The 22,264-nt window shown below is 68.8% G+C and carries 16 protein-coding genes; 6 read left to right on the top strand and 10 right to left on the bottom strand.

Annotated elements, in window-relative coordinates:
* Positions 1–131: 131 nt before the first annotated feature.
* From ACIO3S_RS26070 to ACIO3S_RS26060, 3 genes are all read right to left on the bottom strand, one after another.
* Complete coding sequence (locus ACIO3S_RS26070) at positions 132–2,309, bottom strand: 3-hydroxyacyl-CoA dehydrogenase NAD-binding domain-containing protein (protein WP_400468885.1); 2,178 nt, start codon at positions 2,307–2,309, stop codon at positions 132–134.
* A 138-nt stretch (positions 2,310–2,447) separates the two neighbouring features.
* The gene (locus ACIO3S_RS26065; RefSeq protein ID WP_091043431.1) at positions 2,448–3,659 is read right to left on the bottom strand and encodes an acetyl-CoA C-acetyltransferase; all 1,212 of its coding nucleotides are present in this window, start codon (positions 3,657–3,659) and stop codon (positions 2,448–2,450) included.
* A 53-nt stretch (positions 3,660–3,712) separates the two neighbouring features.
* Positions 3,713–4,306, bottom strand: a complete 594-nt coding sequence (locus ACIO3S_RS26060) for a helix-turn-helix domain-containing protein (RefSeq protein WP_160025873.1) — start codon at positions 4,304–4,306, stop codon at positions 3,713–3,715.
* Between the two features lie 133 nt (positions 4,307–4,439).
* On the opposite strand from ACIO3S_RS26060, the gene ACIO3S_RS26055 reads away from it, so the two are divergent.
* Complete coding sequence (locus tag ACIO3S_RS26055) at positions 4,440–5,588, top strand: acyl-CoA dehydrogenase family protein (protein ID WP_378725591.1); 1,149 nt, start codon at positions 4,440–4,442, stop codon at positions 5,586–5,588.
* Positions 5,589–5,716: 128 nt separating this feature from the next.
* Here ACIO3S_RS26055 and proC read toward each other — a convergent pair whose 3' ends face one another.
* Positions 5,717–6,505: a pyrroline-5-carboxylate reductase gene (gene proC / locus ACIO3S_RS26050; RefSeq protein WP_400468883.1), complete on the bottom strand. Its 789-nt coding sequence runs from the start codon at positions 6,503–6,505 to the stop codon at positions 5,717–5,719.
* A gap of 116 nt (positions 6,506–6,621) precedes the next feature.
* On the opposite strand from proC, the gene ACIO3S_RS26045 reads away from it, so the two are divergent.
* A complete protein-coding gene (locus ACIO3S_RS26045; protein WP_400468881.1) occupies positions 6,622–8,241 on the top strand; it encodes a Coagulation factor 5/8 type domain-containing protein in 1,620 nt (539 codons plus the stop codon).
* Between the two features lie 100 nt (positions 8,242–8,341).
* Here the strand turns inward: ACIO3S_RS26045 and ACIO3S_RS26040 are convergent, their stop codons facing one another.
* Positions 8,342–8,752 (bottom strand): hypothetical protein, encoded by a 411-nt coding sequence (locus ACIO3S_RS26040; protein ID WP_400468879.1) that lies wholly within the window; start codon positions 8,750–8,752, stop codon positions 8,342–8,344.
* Positions 8,753–8,863: 111 nt separating this feature from the next.
* Complete coding sequence (locus ACIO3S_RS26035) at positions 8,864–12,307, bottom strand: bifunctional proline dehydrogenase/L-glutamate gamma-semialdehyde dehydrogenase (RefSeq protein WP_400468877.1); 3,444 nt, start codon at positions 12,305–12,307, stop codon at positions 8,864–8,866.
* 112 nt (positions 12,308–12,419) lie between these two features.
* Between ACIO3S_RS26035 and ACIO3S_RS26030 the strand changes: the two genes are divergently transcribed.
* A complete protein-coding gene (locus tag ACIO3S_RS26030) occupies positions 12,420–13,337 on the top strand; it encodes a LysR family transcriptional regulator (RefSeq protein WP_350839975.1) in 918 nt (305 codons plus the stop codon).
* 6 nt (positions 13,338–13,343) lie between these two features.
* On the opposite strand, the gene ACIO3S_RS26025 is transcribed toward ACIO3S_RS26030, so the two are convergent.
* Positions 13,344–14,012 (bottom strand): TetR/AcrR family transcriptional regulator, encoded by a 669-nt coding sequence (locus ACIO3S_RS26025; RefSeq protein ID WP_350717966.1) that lies wholly within the window; start codon positions 14,010–14,012, stop codon positions 13,344–13,346.
* Positions 14,013–14,084: 72 nt separating this feature from the next.
* On the bottom strand, positions 14,085–15,599 hold the full coding sequence (locus tag ACIO3S_RS26020) for a flavin-containing monooxygenase (RefSeq protein ID WP_400468875.1): 1,515 nt from the start codon (positions 15,597–15,599) through the stop codon (positions 14,085–14,087).
* A 275-nt stretch (positions 15,600–15,874) separates the two neighbouring features.
* Here ACIO3S_RS26020 and ACIO3S_RS26015 point away from each other — a divergent pair, with 275 nt between their 5' ends.
* The gene (locus ACIO3S_RS26015; protein WP_400468873.1) at positions 15,875–16,675 is read left to right on the top strand and encodes a hypothetical protein; all 801 of its coding nucleotides are present in this window, start codon (positions 15,875–15,877) and stop codon (positions 16,673–16,675) included.
* Between the two features lie 195 nt (positions 16,676–16,870).
* Here ACIO3S_RS26015 and ACIO3S_RS26010 read toward each other — a convergent pair whose 3' ends face one another.
* A complete protein-coding gene (locus ACIO3S_RS26010; RefSeq protein WP_400468871.1) occupies positions 16,871–18,049 on the bottom strand; it encodes a CaiB/BaiF CoA transferase family protein in 1,179 nt (392 codons plus the stop codon).
* 159 nt (positions 18,050–18,208) lie between these two features.
* Between ACIO3S_RS26010 and ACIO3S_RS26005 the strand changes: the two genes are divergently transcribed.
* Together ACIO3S_RS26005 and ACIO3S_RS26000 are read left to right on the top strand one after the other, a co-directional pair.
* Positions 18,209–19,627 carry a protein kinase gene (locus ACIO3S_RS26005; protein ID WP_400468870.1) on the top strand — a complete coding sequence of 473 codons (1,419 nt, stop codon included), beginning with the start codon at positions 18,209–18,211 and terminating at the stop codon, positions 19,625–19,627.
* A gap of 166 nt (positions 19,628–19,793) precedes the next feature.
* Positions 19,794–21,242 carry a glyceraldehyde-3-phosphate dehydrogenase gene (locus ACIO3S_RS26000; protein ID WP_400468868.1) on the top strand — a complete coding sequence of 483 codons (1,449 nt, stop codon included), beginning with the start codon at positions 19,794–19,796 and terminating at the stop codon, positions 21,240–21,242.
* A 21-nt stretch (positions 21,243–21,263) separates the two neighbouring features.
* On the opposite strand, the gene ACIO3S_RS25995 is transcribed toward ACIO3S_RS26000, so the two are convergent.
* Positions 21,264–22,028: a hypothetical protein gene (locus ACIO3S_RS25995; protein ID WP_400468866.1), complete on the bottom strand. Its 765-nt coding sequence runs from the start codon at positions 22,026–22,028 to the stop codon at positions 21,264–21,266.
* Positions 22,029–22,264: the final 236 nt, after the last annotated feature.

Raw genomic sequence — 22,264 nt, 5'->3', positions numbered from 1 at the left:
CCACGTACGTCCTCCTCGACCTCTTCGGAAGGCAAAGAGTGGCACGGGCCCACCTGCGGCAGCTCCACAAATAGCGAACCGGCACGGTTCCTTCACAGGATCCGTGCCGGTTCACCACATGGTGCCGTGGGTCAGGCGGGGAAGCCCTCACCCTTCGCCGCGAGGTCGCGGAGGTACTGCGTCGGGCGGAACCGCTCGCCGTACGTCTCCGCCAGCTCGTCGGCACGAGCCAGGAAGGCCTCGATACCGATCGAGCCGTCAGCGGCCTCGTAGCCGGTGATGAACTGGGCCGCACCACCGGTCTGCGGCGGGAAGCCGATACCGAAGATGGAGCCGATGTTGGCGTGCGCGGCGGAGGTGATGACCCCCTCCTCGAAGCACTTCGCCGTCTCCAGGGCCTCGATGAAGAGCATCCGCTCCTCGGCGTCCTTGATCGGGATCTGCTTCTCGGCGACCGGGAACACGCTGCCGAGGTCGGCCCAGATCGAGCCGCGCTTGCCGTCGGTGTAGTCGTAGAAGCCGGCGCCCTTGAGCTTGCCGGAGCGCCCCGCCTCGATGAGCGGGTTGAGCACCTTCTCCGTGGTGGTCAGCTCCTCGACGCCGGCAGCCTCGCGGGTCGTACGAGCGATCTTGACCATGAGCTCGTGGTTGAGCTCGTCGGCGATCTGCAGCGGCCCGACCGGGAACCCGGCCTGGGTCGCGGCACGCTCGAGCGAGTAGGGCGCGAAGCCCTCGGCGAGCAGCTCCAGACCCTCCTGGATCTGGGTGCCGATGACGCGCGAGGTGTAGAAGCCGCGGCTGTCGTTGACGACGATCGGGGTCTTCTTGATCTGCTGGACGACGTCGTACGCCTTGGCCAGCGCGACGTCGTTCGTCTCGGCGCCCTTGATGATCTCGACCAGCGGCATCTTGTCGACGGGCGAGAAGAAGTGCAGGCCGATGAAGTCGGCCGGGCGGTCGATCCCCTTGGCGAGCTCGGTGATCGGCAGCGTCGAGGTGTTGGAGCAGAGCACCGCGTCGTCGTTGACGAAGGGGGCGATCTCGCTGAAGACCTTCTGCTTCAGCGCGACGTCCTCGAAGACCGCCTCGACGACGACGTCGACGCCGGCGAAGTCCTCCGGGTTGACGGTCGCGGTGATCCGGTTGAGGATCTCGTCGGCCTTCTCCTGGGTCAGCTTGCCGCGTGAGACCGCCTTCTCGTTGAGCTTGGCGGTGTAGGCCTTGCCGCGCTCGGCCGACTCGATGGCGACGTCCTTGAGGACGACCTCGGCACCGGCCCGGGCGAAGGAGTACGCGATGCCCGCACCCATCATCCCGGCACCGAGCACGCCGACCTTGGTGGCCTTGAACTTCTCGACGCCGTCAGGACGCAGCGTGCCGGCGCCGATGGCGCCGAGGTCGAAGAAGAACGCCTGGATCATGTTCTTCGACTGCTGGCCGGTGACCAGCGAGGTGAAGTAGCGCGACTCGATCCGGGTCGCGGTGTCGAAGTCGACCATCGCGCCCTCGACCGCGGCCGACAGGATCGCCTTCGGCGCGCGCATGTCGGACTGCTTGAGCTGCTTGCGCAGGATCGGCGGGAACGCGGGCAGGAAGCCCGCGAGCGCCGGCGAGGTCGGCTTGCCACCGGGCATCTTGTAGCCCGGCTTGTCCCACGGCTGGGCGATCTCGTCGGGGTTGGCCTTGATCCACGCCTTCGCGGCGGGAACGAGCTCCTCGGGGGAGGAGACGAGCTCGTGGACGAGGCCCTTCTCGACGGCGGCGGCCGGCTTGAACTTCGTGCCCTGACCCAGCACGTCCATGAGTCCGGTCATGATGCCCAGGAGGCGTACGACGCGGGTGACGCCACCGCCGCCCGGAAGCAGACCGAGGGAGACCTCGGGCAGGCCGATGTCGTAGCGGGCGTCCAGCGCGATGCGGTGCTGGGCGGCCAGCGCGATCTCGAGGCCGCCACCGAGGGCGGCGCCGTTGATCGCTGCGACGACCGGCTTGGGGAAGGTCTCCAGCTTGCGGAGGGTCGCCTTGATCGACTCGACCTCCTCGAAGACCTGGGCGGCGTTCTCCGGCCGCACCTGGATCATGTTCTTGAGGTCGCCGCCGGCGAAGAAGGTCTTCTTCGCGGAGGCGATCACGACGCCGGTGACACTCTGCTCATCGCTGGCGGCCTCGGCGTACAGCCTCTCGACGGCCTCCGCCATCGAGGTCTTGTACAGCTCGTTCATGGTGTTGGCCGACTGGTTCGGGTCGTCCAGGGTCAGGGTGACGATGCCGTCGGCATCGCGGTCATAGCGGACTGCGGTCTCGCTCATCTGTCTTCCTTCAAGTCTGTGTCGGGCACGGCCCGGGATGTTCACCGAGGTACCTCGGTCAGCTGTCGCTTCCTTCGTGGAGTTCCACGAGGGATGTGGGCACTCACCGAGTTACCTCGGTGAGCATTCGCGGACGCGTCAGACCAGCTCGACGATCGTGGCGATACCCATGCCGCCACCGACGCACAGCGTGGCGAGGCCGCGCTGCTTGCCCTGACGCTCGAGCTCGTCGACCAGGGTGCCGAGGATGATGGCACCGGTCGCGCCCAGCGGGTGACCCATGGCGATCGCGCCGCCGTTGACGTTGGTGACCGACTCGTCGATGCCCATGTCCTTCATGAACCGCATCGCGACGGCGGCGAACGCCTCGTTGATCTCGAACAGGTCGATGTCGTCGACGGTGAGACCGGCCTTGGCCAGCGCCTTGCGCGAGGCCGGGGCGGGGCCGGTGAGCATGATCGTCGGGTCGGCGCCGGAGACGGCGGCCGAGATGATCCGGGCACGCGGGGTGAGCCCGTTGGCCTTGCCGGCCTCCTCGGAGCCGATCAGCATCAGCGCGGAGCCGTCGACGATGCCGGAGGAGTTTCCGGCGTGGTGGACGTGGTCGATCTTCTCGACCCAGTGGTACTTGGCCAGCGCGACGTCGTCGAAGCCTGCCTCCTGACCCTGCTGGAGGAAGGACGGCTTGAGGCCGGCCAGGGTCTCGGCGGTGGTGCCGGGGCGGATCAGCTCGTCGTGGTCGAGCACGGTCAGGCCGGTCTGGTCGACGACCGGGATGACGGCGTCCTTGAAGTAGCCGTTCTCCCAGGCCGCGGCCGCCCGGGCGTGGGACTGCGCGGCGTAGCGGTCGACGTCCGCGCGGCTGAAGCCCTCGAGGGTCGCGATCAGGTCGGCGCCGATGCCCTGCGGGACGAAGCCGGTCTTGAGCGCGGTGTCGGGGTCCTGCGCCCAGGCGCCGCCGTCGCTGCCCATGGGCGCCTTGCTCATCGACTCGACACCACCGGCGAGGATGAGGTCCTCGAACCCGCCGCGTACGCGGGAGGCGGCCTGGTTCACGGCCTCGAGCCCGGAGGCGCAGAAGCGGTTGAGCTGCACCCCGGCGGTCGTCTCGGGGAGACCGGCCTTGATGGCGGCGGTCTTGGCGATGTCACCGCCCTGCTCGCCGACAGGGGTGACGACACCGAGGACGACGTCGTCGATCCGCTCGGGGTCGAGGTTGGGGTTCCGCTTGCGCGCCTCGTCGATCAGGCCGACCACCAGGTCGATCGGCTTGACCTCGTGGAGCGCTCCGGTCTTCTTACCCTTCCCGCGCGGCGTGCGCAGGTGGTCATAGATGAATGCTTCAGCCATGCGCCGATTGTGACACTAAAACTGTCACAGTCAACAGGGCAGGTCCGAAAGGTTCACGATAGATTCCGGGAGATCGTCCGATTCACCGCGTCCTGGAAGCTGACCACGATGGCCTCGGTGGTCAGCTGCCGCAGCCGCGGGAGCACCTCCTCGAGATGCGCCGCCTCCTCCGCGGTGTGGTGGGTCCGCTTGAACGGGTCGACGACCTGATCGCGCAGGATCGTGTTGAGCTCGTCGGCCAGATCCGCCATGAGGCGCGAAGTCGCTGCGTACGCCGCCGCTAGCGCGTCACGCGGCAGACCCAGCGCGATCAGCTCACGCCCGATCCGGGCCTGGATGTCCTCGGTCGGCTCGGTGGCCCAGGAGGTGATCATGGCGCGCTGCATCGCGAGGTCTTCACGCGTGATGTCGGCGGGCAGCCGGCCGAGGTAGCGCTCGATGGCCTGCAGCGTGAACCCGTGCTCCTGGAGCGCGGTGACCAGATCCAGCCGAGCGCGGTGCTCGGGACCGTAGTAGGCCACCCGCCCCCGGCGGATCGGCGGCGGGATCAGACCGAGGCTCGCGTAGTAGCGCGTCGTACGCACCGACAACCCCGTGGCGGTCGACAGCTCATCGATCGTCATCAGTTCCTCGGTCGTCTCCGTCATAGTCAGGGACCGTAGACCAAACGGTTGCGACTTCGCCAGTGTTACTGTCACAGTTGCTCCGTCGCCACCCGAGAATGCGGTCTGCGTCACAGACGTGAGGCACGATGAGCGCGACTGTCTACGAAGGAGTGTCATGCCCGAGAAGCCCACCATCTACGAAGCCGAGCACGAGGACTTCCGCGCCACGGCCAAGGCCTTCTTCGAGAAGGAGGTCGTGCCCTTCCACGATCAGTGGGAGAAGGACGGCATCGTCCCCCGCGAGCTGTGGAAGAAGGCCGGCGACACCGGGCTGCTCTGCTTCGACGTCGAGGAGGAGTACGGCGGCCCCGGCATCAAGGACTTCCGGTTCAACTCGGTCCTCCACGAGGAGATGGCGAAGATCGGCGCCAGCGGGCCCGGCTTCTTCGTCCACACCGACATCATCGTCCCCTACATCTCCCACCTCGGCACCCCGGAGCAGAAGGCCCGGTGGCTGCCGGGCTGCGTCTCCGGCGACATCATCACCGCCGTCGCGATGACCGAGCCGGGCGCCGGCTCGGACCTCCAGGGCGTACGCACCACCGCGGTCGACAAGGGGGACCACTACCTCCTCAACGGCTCGAAGACGTTCATCTCCAACGGCATCAACGCCGACCTGGTCATCGTGGTCGCCAAGACCAACCCCGACGCCGGTGCCCACGGCATCTCGCTGCTCGTGGTCGAGCGCGGCATGGAGGGCTTCGAGCGCGGCCGCAACCTCGACAAGGTCGGCATGAAGGCGCAGGACACCGCCGAGCTCTCCTTCACCGACGTGGTCGTGCCGAAGGAGAACCTGCTCGGCGAGGAGGGCTCCGGCTTCATCTCGCTGATGACCCTGCTGCCGCAGGAGCGCATCTCGGTCGCCTCGATCGCGGTCGCCGCGGTCGAGCAGGTCCTCGAGCTCTCCCTCGACTACGCCCGCACCCGCGAGGCCTTCGGCCGCCCGATCGGCCGCTTCCAGAACACCGCGTTCACGCTCGCCGAGATGGCCACCGAGGCCTACCTCGCCCGCCTCTTCCTCAACGACGCCGTCACCCAGCTCAATGCCGGCACCGCCGACACCGTCCTGGCCAGCATGGCGAAGTGGTGGACCACCGAGCTGCAGAAGAAGTTCGTCGACCAGGGCGTACAGATCCACGGCGGCTACGGCTACATGATGGAATACCCGATCGCCAAGGCGTTCGTCGACAGCCGCATCCAGACCATCTACGGGGGCACCACCGAGGTCCAGAAGCTGATCATCAGCCGCCACCTCGGGCTGTAACCCCCGTCGGTCGAGCCGCCGGAGCCGCTAGGCGAAGGCGTGTCGAGACCAACACAGTCCTGTCGAGAGCCGAAGGTACCGTGTTGGTCTCGACACGCTCGCTGGCGCTCGCGGCTCGACCAGCAGGGCTAGGACAGCTCCTTGGAGCGTACGTAGGCGGCGCGGGTGGCCTCGAGGAAGGCCGCCCGCAGGCCGTTCTGCTCCAGTGCGCCGAGCGCAGCGGCGGTCGTGCCGCCCGGGGAGGTGACCTGCTCGCGGAGGATCGCGGGGTGGGTCCCGCTCTTGAGCAGCTCCGCGGATCCGGACAGGGTCTGGATGACGAGCGTGGTCGCGTCGTCCCTGGTCAGACCCAGGTGGACGCCCGCCTCGATCCAGGCCTCGGCGACCATGAAGACGTACGCCGGGCCGGAGCCGCTGATCGCGGTGACGGCGTCGATCTGCGACTCGGGCACGGTGACGACCTTGCCGACGGCACCCATCAGGTCAGCCGCGGCCTCGATGGCTTCCGGCGTCGCCTTGGCGCCACCGGCGACCGCGGACATGCCCTCACCGACCAGGGCAGGCGTGTTGGGCATGACCCGCACGACCGAGACGCCGTCCGGCACGGCCGGCTCCATCGCGGACGTCGGGATACCGGCGGCCAGCGAGACCACCGTGGCGCCTTCCCTCAGTGACGCCGCGACCGACTCCAGCACCGGCACGACGCCGTAGGGCTTCACGCCCAGCACTACCACGTCGGCCTCGGCCACGGCCTCGGCGGCCGGCAGCGTACGAATCCCGTGCTTCTCGCGGAGCGCGGCGGCCTGCTCCTCGCGTGCCTCGACGACGATGACGCTCTCCGGAGCGTGACCGGCCTCGAGAAGTCCGGCGAGGACAGCCCCACCCATGTTGCCTGCACCGATGATCGCGATGGTCATGCTCGTCAGTCTGTCAGAGCGGACGACCTGCGGAGATATGGCCCCGAACGACCCAAGCAACTGCTAGGTTGCGATACCCATAGCAGTAAATATGCCGCTGGTCATCGGGAGGCCACATGCGCATCAGACGTACGTCCCTGCTCGCTGTGATCGCCCTCGCGGTGACCGTCGCGATGGTGGGTCCACCAGCCTCGGGCGATGACGTGGAGCGGCGGCTGCCGTCGCCGGAGTCCGAGGTCAACGTGAGCGGCGAGCCGTTCACGGGGACCGCCCCGGACGGCACGGTGCAGGGGCTGGTCGACGCCCACAGCCACATGTTCATGCAGGACGGGATCGGTGGCGCGGCGGTCTGCGGGAAGGCCTTCTCCGAGGCCGGGATCGCGGACGCGCTCAAGGACTGCCCCTCCCACGGGATCGCCGGCGAGACCGCCCTGCTGGAGAACCTGACCCGCACCGGCAGCCCGCTCGGGTTCCACGACACCACCGGCTGGCCCTCGTTCAAGGACTGGCCGGCCTACGACTCGCTGACCCACCAGCAGATGTACTACCGCTGGGTCGAGCGCGCCTGGCGCGGTGGACAGCGGATCCTCGTGGTGCAGCTGACCAGCAACAAGGCGCTGTGCGCGATCAACCCCGGCACCCACCAGTCCTGTGACGAGATGACGGCCGTGCGGAGGCAGGCCCGGGATGCGTACGACACCCAGGCCTTCATCGACGCGCAGTACGGCGGCGAGGGTCGCGGGTGGTACCGGATCGTCACCGACGCCGAGCAGGCGCGCGACGTGATCGAGGGCGGCAAGCTCGCCGTCGTGCTCGGCGTGGAGACCTCCGAGCCGTTCGGCTGCTCCCAGAAGCTGCGGCTGCCCTCGTGCACCCGCGCCAACATCGACGCCGGTCTCGACGAGCTGAAGTCGCTCGGGGTCTCCTCGATGTTCCTGTGCCACAAGTTCGACAACGCGCTGTGCGGGGTCCGCTACGACAAGGGCACGACCGGGCTGCTGATCAACGCCGGGCAGTTCCTCACCACCGGGACGTTCTGGACGCCGAAGGCCTGCGACCCCGGCCAGCCGCACGACAACAACCCGCGCTTGGTCGACCGTCCCGCAGAGCTCGCCTGGCTGCCGCAGCCGCCGATCTATCCCGAGGGCACCGTCTGCAACCCCTACGGGCTCTCGGCCCTCGGCGAATACGCCCTCCGCGGGCTGATCAAGCGCGGCATGATGGTCGAGGTCGACCACATGAGCGCCAAGGCCGCGGATCGCACGCTCGACATCCTCGAGGAGACCTCTTATCCCGGAGCGCTCGCGAGCCACTCCTGGATGGACGAGCGCTACCTCGACCGGCTCTACGCCCTCGGCGGCTTCTCGACGGTCTACGGCCACAGCACCGACCAGTTCCTGGCCGAGTACGCCCGCACCGCCCCCGTCCGTGACCGCTACGGCGCGGGCATCGGGTTCGGCTTCGACATGAACGGCTTCGGCGGCACGCCCGGCCCGGCGAAGACTCGTGTCAGCTACCCGTTCCGCAGCTTCGACGGCGGCTCTGTCATCGACCGGCAGGTCACCGGCCAGCGGATCTGGGACTACAACACCGACGGTGTCGCCCACTACGGGATGATCCCCGACTACCTCGAGGACCTCCGCCTCACCGGCGGCCAGGACGTCATCGACGACATCGTCCGCGGTTCCGAGTCCTACCTGCGTACGTGGGCGGGGGCCCAGTCAGCAGCACCCTGACCCGCGGGCATGCCGAGTCGGCGCATCTGACCCCGTGCCTCGCGAAGCGAAGCGAGCGAGAGGGGTCGGATGCGCCGACTCGGCAGTAATGCCAGACCGGTCAGGTCAGGTCGTCGTGCCCAGAACGTCGCAACCAACCGCCGCCGAACAGAGCCCAGACAACGAGCACAGGCTGGAAGAACAGCCGGACCAACCGCTTCTGGTCGGTGTCGAGACCGAACGCGTCGACGCCTTCGACGTACTGTGCGATGTTGCCGGGGAAGATCACCACGAAGAACGCGGCGAGCAGCCCTCCGATGAGCCGTCGCTTCCTCGGCAGCGCGACGAAGGCCACCCCGAGCCCGATCTCGACGACGCCCGAAGCGAGCACCGTCAGATCCTCATCGACCGGGAACCAGTCGGGCACCTGCGCTCGGAACTCTTCGCGCTGGGTGGTCAGGTGCGCCACTCCGGCGCCCGCCATCGCAACGCCCAGCAGGACGCGCGCGGCGGTCCGCGCGATCGAGGTCATGGCACCACTGTAGGCGGCCGCGATCAGACGGCAGAGCGCCGAGCCGGCTCGTTCTGACCCGGATTCGCGTCGAGTCGGCTCGTCATGACGAGCCGACTCGACGCTGACTTGTCAGAAGAGGTTGTCCACCAGCGGCGTCGGCGAGCCGAAGCGGTGGGCGGTGACCGAGACGGCCTGCTCATGCAGGAACGTGAGCAGCTCGATCCGGCCGGCCTCGACGACGGGCTGGGCGTAGAGGGCGATGTCGACGCGGCCCCGGCTCGCCTCCGCGAAGGCCTCGCGCGACCCACCCAGGAGGCGTACGCGGTCGGGTGCATACGGGCCCTGCATATCGCCTCGGGCTCCGCTTCGGCCTGAGAGGATCGACGCCCATGCGGCGGCGTCCTCGACGACGTACGTCGCACCGGTAGCCCGCACCAGCGAGGCGGTCTCGTCGTCCAGGGCGTCGGCGACGGAGACCGTCACCGGAGCCCCAGCGGCGACACCGGCGGCGAGGACGCGCAGCAGGTGAACGACCGGCCCACCCTCGTACCGGATCGTGACCGGCACCGGCGAGTAGCGCAGCACGTTGACCTCGGCGGTCAGTCGCGAGACGTCCCGGGCGGCACCGAACTCGCGCTCCCAGGCGAGGGCGTCCGACCCGGCCGCACGCTTGAGCATGTCGATCTCGTCCAGCTGCAGCCGCGCGGCCCAGTCGACGAGCGACCGTACGGCAGGAGCCGGCGTCGCGAGCTCGGTGGCGGGAGCCGGCACCCAGTCGCTGAGACCGACCAGGTAGTTGGGCCCGCCGGCCTTCGTCCCGGCGCCCACTGCCGACTTCTTCCAGCCGCCGAACGGCTGACGGCGCACGATCGCACCGGTGATGCCGCGGTTGACGTAGACGTTGCCCGCTTCCACCGACGAGAGCCACTGCGAGATCTCGGCGCGGTCGAGGCTGTGGATGCCGGCGGTGAGGCCGTAGTCCACCTCGTTCTGGATCTCGAGAGCCTCGTCGAGCGAGGAGGCGGAGATCAGGCCGAGGACGGGACCGAAGTACTCGGTCAGGTGGAACTCGGAGCCACGCTTGACGCCGGTCTTCACACCCGGCGACCAGAGCCGGCCGGTGTCGTCGAGCTGGCGCGGCTTCACCAGCCACGTCTCGCCAGGGGCGAGCGTGGTCAGCGCCTTGAGCAGCTTGCCGGAGGCCGGCTCGATGACCGGGCCGACCTGCACCGTCGGGTCCGTCGGATAACCCACACGAAGCGAGGTCACCGCGTCGATCAGCTGATCGCGGAAGCGGCGCGAGGTCGCGACCGAGCCGACCAGGATGCCCAGCGACGCGGCCGAGCACTTCTGCCCGGCGTGGCCGAAGGCGGAGTAGACGAGGTCCTTGACGGCCAGGTCGAGGTCCGCGTCCGGCGTGACCACCAGCGAGTTCTTGCCGGAGGTCTCGGCCAGCAGCGGCAGGTCCGGACGGAACGAGCGGAAGAGCTCGGCCGTGTCGAACGCACCGGTCAGCACCAGCCGGTCGACCAGCGGCGAGGCGATCAGTGCGCGACCGACCTCGTTCTCCGGCACGTGGACCAGTCGGAGCACCTCCTTCGGCACCCCCGCGGCCCACAGCGTCTCGACCAGTACCGAGCCGCAGCGCTGCGCCTGCGGGGCCGGCTTGATCACCACGGCCGACCCGGCCGCGAGCGCGGCCGCGACGCCACCGGTCGGGATGGCGAGCGGGAAGTTCCACGGCGGGGTGACGAGCGTCAACCGCACCGGCACCTGGCGCGCGCCGTCGACGCTGTCGAGCTCCTCGGCCAGGCTCGCGTAGTAGTTGAGGAAGTCGATCGCCTCGGAGACCTCGGGGTCACCCTGGTCGAGGGTCTTGCCGCACTCGGAGGCGCCGACCTCGAGCCACTCGGCCCGGCGCCGCTCGACCTCGACCGCGGCGGCGCGCAGCACGGCGGCCCGCTCGGCGCCGGTCTTGCGGCCCCAGTCGGCCTGAGCGCCGACGGCACCCTCGAGCACCGACTCCACGGCCTCCACCGAGGTCAGCGTGTGGTCGGCGACCAGCTGGTCGCCGAGCGTCGAGGAGCCCACCCGGGCGATGATCGCCTTGCCCCACTCCCGGTTTCCCGGCAGGTGCGGGTCGGTGTCGGGGGTGTTCTCGAAGACGGTCTGGACGTCATCGGCGACCGGCGAACGGCGGTCCTGGGTCCGGTTGGGCGGCGGCACGGAGTCGTCGACAGCCGCGAGGGAGCGTACGAACCGCTCCTTCTCACGCTTGTACAGCGCCTCGGAGGAGTTGAGGTCGAAGACGGCCGACATGAAGTTCTCGGTGCTGGCGCCCTCCTCGAGGCGACGCACGAGGTAGGCGATGGCGACGTCGAAGTCCTTCGGGTGCACGACCGGCACGTAGAGCAGCAGGCCACCCACGGTCTCGCGGACCGCCTCGGCCTGGCCCTCGGCCATGCCCAGCAGCATCTCGAACTCGACGGAGTCACGAACCCCACGCTGACCAGCAAGGATCCAGGCGTACGCCACGTCGAACAGGTTGTGACCGGCGACGCCGACGCGCACGTTGGCCATCCGCTCGGGCGTCAGCGCCCAGGACAGCACCCGCTTGTAGTTGGTGTCGGAGTCCTGCTTGGTCGACCATGTCGCGACCGGCCAGCCGTGCAGCGACGCCTCGACGTGCTCCATCGGCAGGTTGGCGCCCTTCACCAGTCGCACCTTGATCGCCGCGCCCCCACGCGCACGCCGAGCAGCCGACCACTCCTGGAGCCGCATCATCGCGGCCATGGCGTCGGGCAGGTACGCCTGCAGGACGATGCCCGCCTCCAGGTCGGCCAGCTCGGGCCGGTCGAGGAGCCGCGTGAAGACGTCGATGGTCATGTCGAGGTCGCGGTACTCCTCCATGTCCAGGTTGATGAACTTCTTCGTCCCGGCGGCGGAGGACGTCGCCGCGTAGGTGTAGAGCGGGAGGAGCCGCTCGACGACGTGCTCGACCGCCTCGTCGTACGCCCACACCGCGTGCGGCGCGACCGGCGAGGAGACCTTCACCGAGACGTAGTCGACGTCGTCGCGCGCGAGCAGCTTGCGGATCCCGGCCAGACGACGGTCGGCCTCCTTCTGGCCGAGGACGGCCTCGCCGAGGAGGTTGATGTTGAGGTTCACGCCGCGCTCGCGAATCCGCTCGATCTGCTTGCCGAGCCGAGCGTCGGAGGCGTCGATCAGCAGGTGGCCCACCATCTGCCGCAGCGCACGGCGCGCCACCGGAATGACGAACCACGGCGCGACCAGCGACATCAGCGCGCCCAGCTTCACGCCGAGCTTCAGGTGCCAGGGCAGGAACGAAGGTACGTTGCCGGCCAGCTCACGGAGGCTGGCCGCGGCCACGCGTACGTCCTCGGGCCGGATCACGCGGTCGACGAAACCGACGGTGAAGTCGAGTCCGGCGGGATCCTTGAGTACGTCGGCGAGGCGCTGTGCGGCCGGGGCGGCGGGCTTGGTCGAAGCCTTCGCCAGCCAGCCGCGAACGAGGTGGTCGACCTCGGAGATGAGCGCGTCATTGGTGGTCATAGAGCCGAGTATGCGACCAGAGTCACGTAAGATAAAGCGATGTTTCTTGGACCTTATTCATAAGACAAACTGAACTATCCGTCTCGGGCTCCGCTTCGACAGGAGGATTGAGATGCTCGACGTCCGCCGCCTCCGGCTGCTCGCCGAGCTCGCCGCGCGCGGGACCCTGGCCGAGGTCGCCGAGGCCCTCCATCAGAGCCCGTCATCGGTCTCCCAGCAGCTCGGCCAGCTCGAGCGCGAGGTCGGGGTGCCGCTGCTGCGCAAGGCCGGACGGCGGGTCCAGCTCACCGCCGCAGCCGAGGTCCTCGTGGAGCACACGACCGAGATCCTGGCGCGGCTCGAGGCGGCCGAGGCCGCGGTCACCTCGCTCGGCGACGAGACCGCCGGCACGGTCCGGGTCGCCGTCTTCCAGTCCGTGGCTCTCGCCTACATGCCGCAGGCTCTCGCCGACCTGACCCGCCGCCATCCACGGCTGCGGGTCATGCTGTCCCAACGCGCGCCCGAGCAGGCGCTCAACGACCTCGCTCTGCGCGAGCTCGACCTGGTGGTCGCCGAGCACTATCCCGACCATGGCGCACCGCACTTCGACGGTCTCGACCGGCAGCCGCTCACCACCGACCGGCTCCGGCTCGCCGTCCCGCCCGAAGGCTCCGGAGAGATCTGGGACGGCATCACCTCGCTGGCCGACGCGGGTCGCGTCCCGTGGGCGATGGAGCCGCCGGGCACGGCGTCCCGCCACTGGATCGAGGAGCAGTGCCGCCGGGCAGGCTTCGAGCCCGAGGTCCGCTACGAGACCGACGACGTCGAGGCGCACGTCGCACTGGTCGAGTCCGGCAACGCCGTCGCGCTGCTCTCCGACCTGATGCGCGTACGCCACCGGACGGCCGTGCGGCTCATCGAGCTGCCGGGGGCGCCGCGGCGTACGGTCTTCACGGCTACCCGCACCGCCATCGCCGACTCACCGGGGATCATCGCCTGCCGCGCCGCGCTGGGTCGCGTGGTGCCGGCGGACCTGACCCTGCCCGGTTGAGCTCGATCAGCCGAGGAGCTCCTCCAGCGGCTGGTCGTGGTCGATCGAGAGCCCGTACGCCGTCGTGCGGGTGTCGATCATGGCAAGCACGGCCTCCGTGACGACCGAGGTCAGATGCTCGGCGTCGGGGATGCCCTCGCCCAGGTGGACCCAGCGGCGTACGGCGCCGAAGACCATCCCGATCAGGCCGTAGATCAGCGGGTCGACGGCCTTCTTGTCGATCTCGGAGACCTCCACGCCGCTCAGCTCGAAAGCGGCCAGGATCAGCTCCTTGATCCGCTCCGCGATCCGGTCGAGGCCCTGCTGGAGCGGACCGGTGCCGTTCGGCGCGGTGTCGACATCGGCCACCTGGTGCAGGAGCGGGTGCTCGAGTGCCCAGTTGACGTACGCCCCCACGGTGCGGGAGATGATCTGCCGGATCGATCCGGTCAGCTCCATCGCCGGGAACAGCTTGGCCCACAGACCGTCGAGGATGTCGGCCTGGATGGCGAGGTCGAGCTCACGCCGGTCGGCGAAATGGCGGTAGACCACCGAGCGGGAGAGCCCCGCGGCCTGGCCGATCGCCTGCAGGCTGACGTTGACGCCGTCGGTCTCGATCAGACCGATCGCGGCATCGACGATGCGCTTTCGTCGGTCATCGTTGTGACGCTTCCAGCGAACTGCCCTGCCATCCATGGTGGGACCATCGTAGTCCCACGTACTTCACGCCGGGTCTGGAATGCCTGTCACAGTAATCACAGAGAGGGATCAGGCGAACCGGATCACGCCGTCGGCGACCGGAGTCCCGAGCGCCTTCATGTCCACGAGGTAGTTCTGCTTCGCGGTCCACGGCGCCCGGTCGCCGGCCTTCGGCATGAGGTCCAGCGATCGCTGGATGTAACCGGAGGCCAGGTCCATGAACGGCCGCTCCTCGACGCTCGGGTCGCGGGTGACCGCGGCGACGTCGTAGCCGTTCTCCCCCATGAAGTCGAGCAGCCGGATCACGTAGTCGGTGACCAAGTCGGCCTTGAGCGTCCAGGAGGCGTTGGTGTAACCGATGGTGTAGGCGAAGTTCGGGATCCCGGTGATCATCAGGCCCTTGTACGCCATCTGCTCGGGCAGGCTGACCGGCTCACCGTCGACGGTGTAGTCGAGGCCGCCGAAGAGCCTGAGGTTGAGGCCGGTGGCGGAGATGACGATGTCGGCCTCGAGCGTCTCGCCCGACTCGAGCTCGATGCCCTTCGGCACGAACGTCTTGATCCGGTCGGTCACGACCGCGGCGTACCCCTCGCGGATCGACTTCATCATGTCGCCGTCGGGGACGAAGCAGATGCGCTGGTCCCACGGGTTGTAGGGCGGGTTGAAGTGCTTGTCGACGTAAGCGATCGCCTCGTCCTTGGTCATGCCGGGACGGCCGCCGCGGGCGGTGAGACCGTTGATCCACTGGTCGCGGATCACCTTCTTCACCACGCCGGGAGCGCGGCGGGCGATCTGGTAGGTGCCGACGGTGAGGGCGATGTTCTCCCAGCGAACGGCCTCGTGGCCGATCTTCTCGCGCACGCGCTTGAAGGGGAGCCTGCCGAGCAGCTTGAACGGCGCCGTCTTCAGCAGCGAGGCGATCGCGTCCTGACCCGGACGGGAGAGGATGTACGTCGGAGTGCGCTGCAGCATCGTCACCTTCTCGGCCCGGTCGCTGCCCTCGCCCGCCAGGTTGGGCAGGAGGGTGACGGCGGTCGCGCCGGAGCCGATGATGACGACCTTCTTGCCCGCGTAGTCGAGGTCCTCGGGCCAGTGCTGCGGGTGGACGAAGGTGCCCTCGTAGTCGTCGAGACCGGCGAACTCCGGCTGATAGCCGTTGGCGTAGTCGTAGTAGCCCGAGCAGTTCCACAGGAAGCCGGCAGTGATCTCGGCCGGGCCGTCGGCGGTCTCGACGGAGACCGTCCACTGCTTGTCCTCGGTGCTCCACGCGGCACCGGTGACCTTGTGGCCGTAACGGATCAGCTTGTCGACGCCGTAGTCCTTCGCCGTCTGACGGAGGTAGTCACGGATCTGGTGACCGTCGGCGAGCGCAGTTGCGTGCTGCCACGGCCGCCACTTGAAGGCGAAGGTGAACATGTCGGAGTCGGAGCGGATGCCCGGATAGCGGAAGAGGTCCCAGGTGCCGCCACTGGCATCGCGCTGCTCGAGGATCGCGATCGTCTTCCCGGGAAGGCGCTCACGGAGCTGTGCGGCCGCTCCGATGCCGGAGACGCCGGCACCGATGATCAGTACGTCGACATGCATGTGGGCCAGGTTACCCGGGAGTACGTGTTTGCGACACCCTGTACCGCGAACTTTTGCAAGCAAACCAGAGGATCACCGATTGAGGAACGGCTTGGTAACACCGACGTGCCCCCCTTACTCGCGTGCGCGCGGGGTCACTACGCTGCCGTCTGCAGCTGTGGGGGCGGCGTAGCATCCACAGCGATTTCGGGGTCACTCACCCATCGCTTTCGGTGGCTGAGGCTGCATGCGGACCGCATAGTGCGGTCGAATGATCTTCGAAAGGTTTTCGAGTGTTGAGTTTCGTACGCGCCAGCGCGATCGTCGCCGGCGTCACCCTTGCCGGGCTCTCAGCCGCCCCGGCGTTCGCGACTGACCCGGCCGGCAACAACGGCACGGTCAAGGTCATCCAGCACGGCAACATCGACGACGTGCCGGAGAACCAGCCCCACGTGGGCTGCACCCTCGACATCGAGTGGTACGGCTTCGACGAGGGCGAGGAGATCGAATCCACGATTGGCTTCGAGCTGCACTCGCCCACGGACGGCGGCGAGCTGACCGTCGACGGTCCGGAGAAGGTCTTCGTCGGCGGGGACTCCGCCAGCGGCGCGGGCACCGAGGACGGCCTCGACGCGCGCCAGACCTACACCCTGTCCGCCACCGGCCTCGCCCACCCGAAGCAGGGCTTCCACGCGAAGGTGACCATCCACACCCCGGGCAGCATCGGCAACGACACCAAGACCAAGGTCTTCTGGTTCAAGAACTGCGCAGTCGAGGAGCCGACCCCGACGCCGACGCCCAGCCCGTCCGAGGAGCCCACCCCGTCGGAGGAGCCGTCTGAGGAGCCGTCCGAGACGCCGACCGAGGCCACCCCCGTCTCCGACGAGACGGAGCCCGCCGAGGAGGAGTCCTCCGAGGCGCCGGTGACCGACTCCGAGGTCCCGACCAACATCGACGCCGGTCTCGCCGGTGAGAGCGACTCGGCCGTTCCCGCGATGTGGCCGCTGCTGGCCATGCTCGCCGGCGCCGCCGCTGCCGGCACCGCGCTCGTCGTGGTCCTGCGTCGCCGCGCTGCTGCTCTGGTCAACAAGGACTGAGCAAGCCCGCGTCACATAGAACGGCGCGGCGTATGACCTTCGGGTCGTACGCCGCGCCGTTTCTCGTTGGCGACTGTGTTGGTCTCGACACCGGCTCGGTGGCGCTCGCCGGGCTCGACCGACGAGACAACCGCTGGTCGAGCCGCCGGAGCCGCTAGGCGGAGGCGGGTCGAGACCAACACAGTCCGCTTCGCGTCAGTCCTGGAACGCGGCGCCCTTCTCGATCAGCGCGTCAGCGTCGTCGATGCCCCAGGCGGCGAGGGCCTCGCGGGTGTGCTGGCCGGCACTGGCCGCCGGTCCCGCACCCAAGGTGGAGGTGGTCCGGCTGAACCGCGGAGCCGGGGCGGGCTGGGTGACGCCGTGGTGGGTGACGTACGTCTGGCGGGCCTGCAGGTGCGGATGCTCAGCGGCCTCGGAGGGGGTGAGGACGGGGGCGACGCAGGCGTCGGTGCCCTCGAAGAGCTCGGCCCACTCGGCCATCGTCTTGGACCCGAAGGTCTTGGCGAAGAGGTCGCGCATCTCGTCGTAGCGCTCCATCTCGTACTGCCCCGGGCAGATCCCGTCGAGCCCGAGCCGGGTGACCATCTCGGCGAAGAACTTGCCCTCCAGCGCACCGACCGCGACCTGTCGGCCGTCGGAGGTGTCGTAGAGCGCGTAGAACGGCATCGCGCCGTCGAGCAGGTTGCTCTGCCGCTGCTCGTGCCAGGTGCCGGTGGCGAGCATCCCGGAGATCATCGTGGCGAGGTGGGCGGTGCCGTCCACGATCGCGGCGTCGACGACCTGCCCCTGGCCGGTGGTCTTGGCCTCGACGAGCGCGGCCAGGATGCCCATCACCAGGTAGGTCGATCCGCCCCCGAAGTCGCCGAGCAGGTTGAGCGGGAAGTGCGGACGGGCCCGGTCCTGGCCCAGCCCGTTGAGCACGCCGGTGGTGGCGATGTAGGTGAGGTCGTGGCCGGCGGACTGGGCCAGCGGGCCGTCCTGGCCCCAGCCGGTCATCCGGCCGTAGACGAGGCGCGGGTTGCGCTCCAGACAGGTGTCAGGCCCCAGGCCGAGGCGGTCGGTGACGCCCGGGCGCAGTCCCTCGATGAGCACGTCGGCGGTCTCCACCAGGCGCAGGACGGTCTCGACGGCGTCCGGGCTCTTGAGGTCCAGCGCGATGCTCGGCCGGCCACGGGTGAGCAGGTCGCCGGCGCCGCCGCCGAGCACGTTGCCGCCCGGCCGGTCGACCCGGATCACGTCCGCACCCATGTCCGCGAGGAGCGTGCAGGCGTGCGGCCCCGGCCCGATCCCCGCCAGCTCGACGACCTTGACCCCGCGGAGGGGACCGGTGCCCTGGCCCAATGTCACTGTGGATTGCTCCGTCGACTCAGTCATGAACTCGATCCTCCCAGAGTCCGGAACGCTCCGCCCGGCGTGACCTGATCGCGGAGCCGAGTCCGATACGCTCCGAGACACACTCGCCGGTGCACAGGAGCAGAGAAGTTGTCTCGGGAAATCCCCACATCCCCCCAGTCCGCCCCCCAGGCAAGCTCTGTGAGCCCGCTGACGGCGAACGATCCCCGCGAGATGGGTCCGTACGTGCTCATCGGCCGCCTCGGCCACGGCGGCATGGGCGTCGTCTATCTGGGCGAGGACGCGTACGGGATGAAGGCGGCGGTGAAGGCGATCCTTCCCGAGCTCACCTCCGACCCGGGGTTCCGCGCGCGGTTCGAGCGGGAGATCCAGGCAGCCAAGCGGGTCGAGAGCCGGTTCACCGCGAGGGTTCTCGACGCCGACCCCGACGCCGAGCAGCCCTGGATGGCGAGCGAGTACGTCGCCGACCCGCCGCTCAACAAGCTGATCAACTCCGGCCAGCGGCTGACCGAGATCGACGTACGCCAACTGGTCGCCGGCGTCGCCGAGGCCCTCGCCGCCGTGCACGCTGCCGGGCTGGTGCACCGCGACATCAAGCCGGGCAACATCCTCTACGGCACCACCGACCCGTGCGTGATCGACATGGGCATCGCCCGCTCCGTCGACGGCACCGCGCTGACCCAGACCGGCAAGGCGGTCGGCACCTACGGCTACCAGGCGCCCGAGCAGGTCCAGACAGGCACCTTCTCCAGCGCCGTCGACATCTGGGCACTGGGCCTGGTCGCCTTCGTCGCCGCCACCGGCCGCTGGCCGTTCAGTGGCGAGATCGGCTCGATGGGGCATCTCCTCAAGGGCGAGTCGCCCAACCTGAGTCTCTGCCCGGTCTACCTGCGCCCGCTGGTCGCCGCCTGCCTGGCCGAGGACCCGGCCGGACGCCCCTCCGCCGCGGACATCCTCGCCACCAACGGCGACTGGACCCTGCTGCCGGCACCGGTCACCTCGGAGGAGGAGACCAGCATCGGCGCGCTGCCGCCGGCACCCACCACGGGCGGGATCGCTCGGCCCCCGCACCCAGGCACGGCGTCCTCCAACACCGCCGACCTGCCGACGATGGCGCCCACGTTCGCCGATCCCGCCCAGCCTTCCGGCCGGCGCTGGAAGGTCGCGGTCCTGGCCGCGGCGGCCGTGGTCCTGGTCTCGGCCGGCGTGGCCGTCGCCGCCAACCCCGGTCTCCTGCCCGGCCAGGACGACACCCCGAAGGTCGGCGAGGTGACCCCGTCTGTCGAGCCGACCACCGGCGAGAGCAGCACCGCGCCGACCACGCCGGTCGGCGGCTCGGTCGACACCGGGACGGATCCCGGTCTGAGCGAGGAACCCGACGACAAGGGCGCGGAGGGTGACGGCGAGATCGCCCCCAGCAGCGGTACGGAGACCGGCGACGCGACGCCTTCCGAAACCCCGGACGCGAGCGCGCCGGCCCCCAGCGACCCGGTCACGGACCCGGTCACCGAGACACCGACGGCCGAACCGACCGAGACCGCAACGGTCGAGCCGACCGAGGATCCCGTCGAGGATCCGACCGCGACCGCGACTCCCTGAAGGCTCGGCCAGCTCGTTCTGAGGGCGGTTCGTAGGGGCCGAAGAGACCCCGGTCACACCGCGTCCAAGGTTGGATCGATCAAGGTGGCCGGGGGTCTCGTCACGCCGATAATCGAGCCTGGCGGGGTGTGCCGTCCCTTCTTCCCGAGCAACCGAAAGTTGAGCTGTGAGCGACACCGACGAGACCTTCAACGACTGGCAGCACCGCGAGGAGCTCGCGGAGACGATGATCCCGATCATCGGCAAGCTCTACCGCGAGAAGGATGTCACCATCCTGGTCCACAGCCGGTCGCTGGTGAGCAAGTCCGACATCTCGATCCTCAAGGCGCACCGCTTCGCGCGCCAGATCGAGGGCGAGGAGCTCTCGGTCACCGAGACGTTCCCGCTGCTCCAGGCGGTCGCCAAGCTCGACCTCGGTCCCTCGAAGATCGACCTGGGCCTGCTCGCGGTCCAGTACGCCGAGGACCAGCGTGGCCTCTCCGTCGACGACTTCGTCGCCGAGAAGCTGTCCGGCGCCACGGGCGAGAACAAGCTCGAGCGCAACGGCGGCCAGGACGTCGTGCTCTACGGCTTCGGCCGGATCGGCCGGCTCGTCGCCCGGCTCCTCGTGGAGAAGGCCGGCTCGCGCCACGGTCTGCGGCTGAAGGCCGTCGTCGTCCGCAAGGGCGGCGAGGACGACCTCATCAAGCGCGCCTCGCTGCTGCGCCGCGACTCGATCCACGGCCAGTTCGCCGGCACCATCACGGTGGACGAGAAGAACGGCGTGATCATCGCCAACGGCAACCCGATCCAGTTCATCTACTCCAACGACCCGACGACGGTCGACTACACGGCGTACGGCATCAAGGACGCCATCCTCATCGACAACACCGGCAAGTGGCGTGACCGTGAGGGCCTCTCGCAGCACCTGCGCCCGGGCATCAAGAAGGTCCTGCTGACCGCGCCGGGCAAGGGCGACGTCCCCAACATCGTCCACGGCGTCAACCACCAGACCCTCACCGGCGACGAGTCCGTGATCTCCTGCGCCTCCTGCACGACCAACGCGATCGTGCCGCCGCTGAAGCTGATGGAGGACCGCTTCGGCATCGTCCGCGGTCACGTCGAGACGGTGCACTCGTTCACCAACGACCAGAACCTGCTGGACAACTACCACAAGGCAGACCGCCGTGGCCGCTCCGCACCGCTCAACCTGGTGCTCACCGAGACCGGTGCCGCCTCCGCCGTCGCGAAGGCGCTCCCGGACCTGAAGGCGAAGATCACCGGCAACTCGATCCGCATCCCCACCCCGGATGTCTCGATCGCCATCCTGTCGCTCTCGCTCAAGAGCGAGACCTCGAAGGAAGAGGTCGTCGACTACCTCCGCGAGGCCTCGCTCACCGGCGAGCTGCGTCGCCAGGTGGACTTCACCACCGCCCGTGACGCGGTCTCCTCCGACTTCATCGGCTCGCGCGCCGCCTCGATCGTCGACGGCAACGCGACCATCGTCGACGGCGACTCCGCCATCCTCTACGTCTGGTACGACAACGAGTTCGGCTACTCCTGCCAGGTCGTCCGCACCGTGCAGTCGATCTCCGGTGTCGAGTACCCGACCTTCCCGGCCCCGGCTGCTGTCTGAGCCACCTGAGGCGGAACGTCCCTACGCTGCCCCGTCTCGTCCGGTCTCCGGATGAGACGGGGCATCTTGGTCCCAAGCCCGCAGGATGGCGTCGGTGTCGGTCAGGCCGACCTGTGCCACGTCGCGCAGGACCGGCGCGGATCGGAGCCACATCTCGTACTCGAGCTGCTCCTTCTGCTTCTCGGCATCTACCCGGAGCCAGTCGACCTCACGCAACGGGCCGTTCGTCGGTGCTCCCCAGACCGTCACCGTTGGGCCGTGCTCGAGCGGTAGCCAGGTCTCCTTGATCGGCTCGAACCAGTCGCCCGGCGGTTCGACCTGGAAGGTACGCGGCGGCGTGCTGCGGTTCGCGGCAGGTGGCGCACCTCTGTCGTAGGTGTGGCCGGTGACCTCCGCGCCGAACACCACCCAGCTGGCGATTGTCGCGACCAGCGGGAAACGGCGGCCGTCCAGGCAGCCCCAGCGGTCCAGCATCAAGCCGAGGAGAGGCGGCACGTACCAGTTTCGTCTGACGGTCTCGGCCTGCTCCTCCCAGGTCTGGGAGACGTTCAGCTTGCGCTCACGGCCGAGCCTGACGACGACCGGCCGGATGGCTTCCAACGTCTGGCCCGTGCAGCGCGGCCGGGCCAGGAACTCGGCCAGACTGTGTTCGTCGTAGACGATCGCGCTGCCAACCTTCTGCCCCGGGCCGGCGAGGCCAGCGGTCAGGACCCGGTTCGCCTCGACCTTCCCGATCATGTGCAGCTCGCAGATGCGACGTATCGCCTCGCGCGTCGTGATCCCCATGAGTCAAGCACGATAGGCAGGGGCTCGCGACACCTCGACCACAATCTCGCAGCCTGTGGATAACCGTGTGGAAAGTCCGTCGTGGGACCCCTCACGAAGTCGGTTCGCGTGCCTTTTACTAGACGATGACACCTTGTGAAGGAGGCGATCTCAACCGGTCGAAGCAACGGTTGGTCAAGCTGCTGGATTGAGCAGCTGGGCCAGCCGTTGGGCTGGCGTCTGTAGGTCAAGGGTAG

This window comes from Nocardioides sp. NPDC087217, from assembly GCF_044744805.1.
In the GTDB taxonomy this organism is placed as follows: domain Bacteria; phylum Actinomycetota; class Actinomycetes; order Propionibacteriales; family Nocardioidaceae; genus Nocardioides.
The sequence above is the reverse complement of the archived record's forward strand: the minus strand, read 5'-3'. Positions and strand labels throughout refer to the sequence as shown.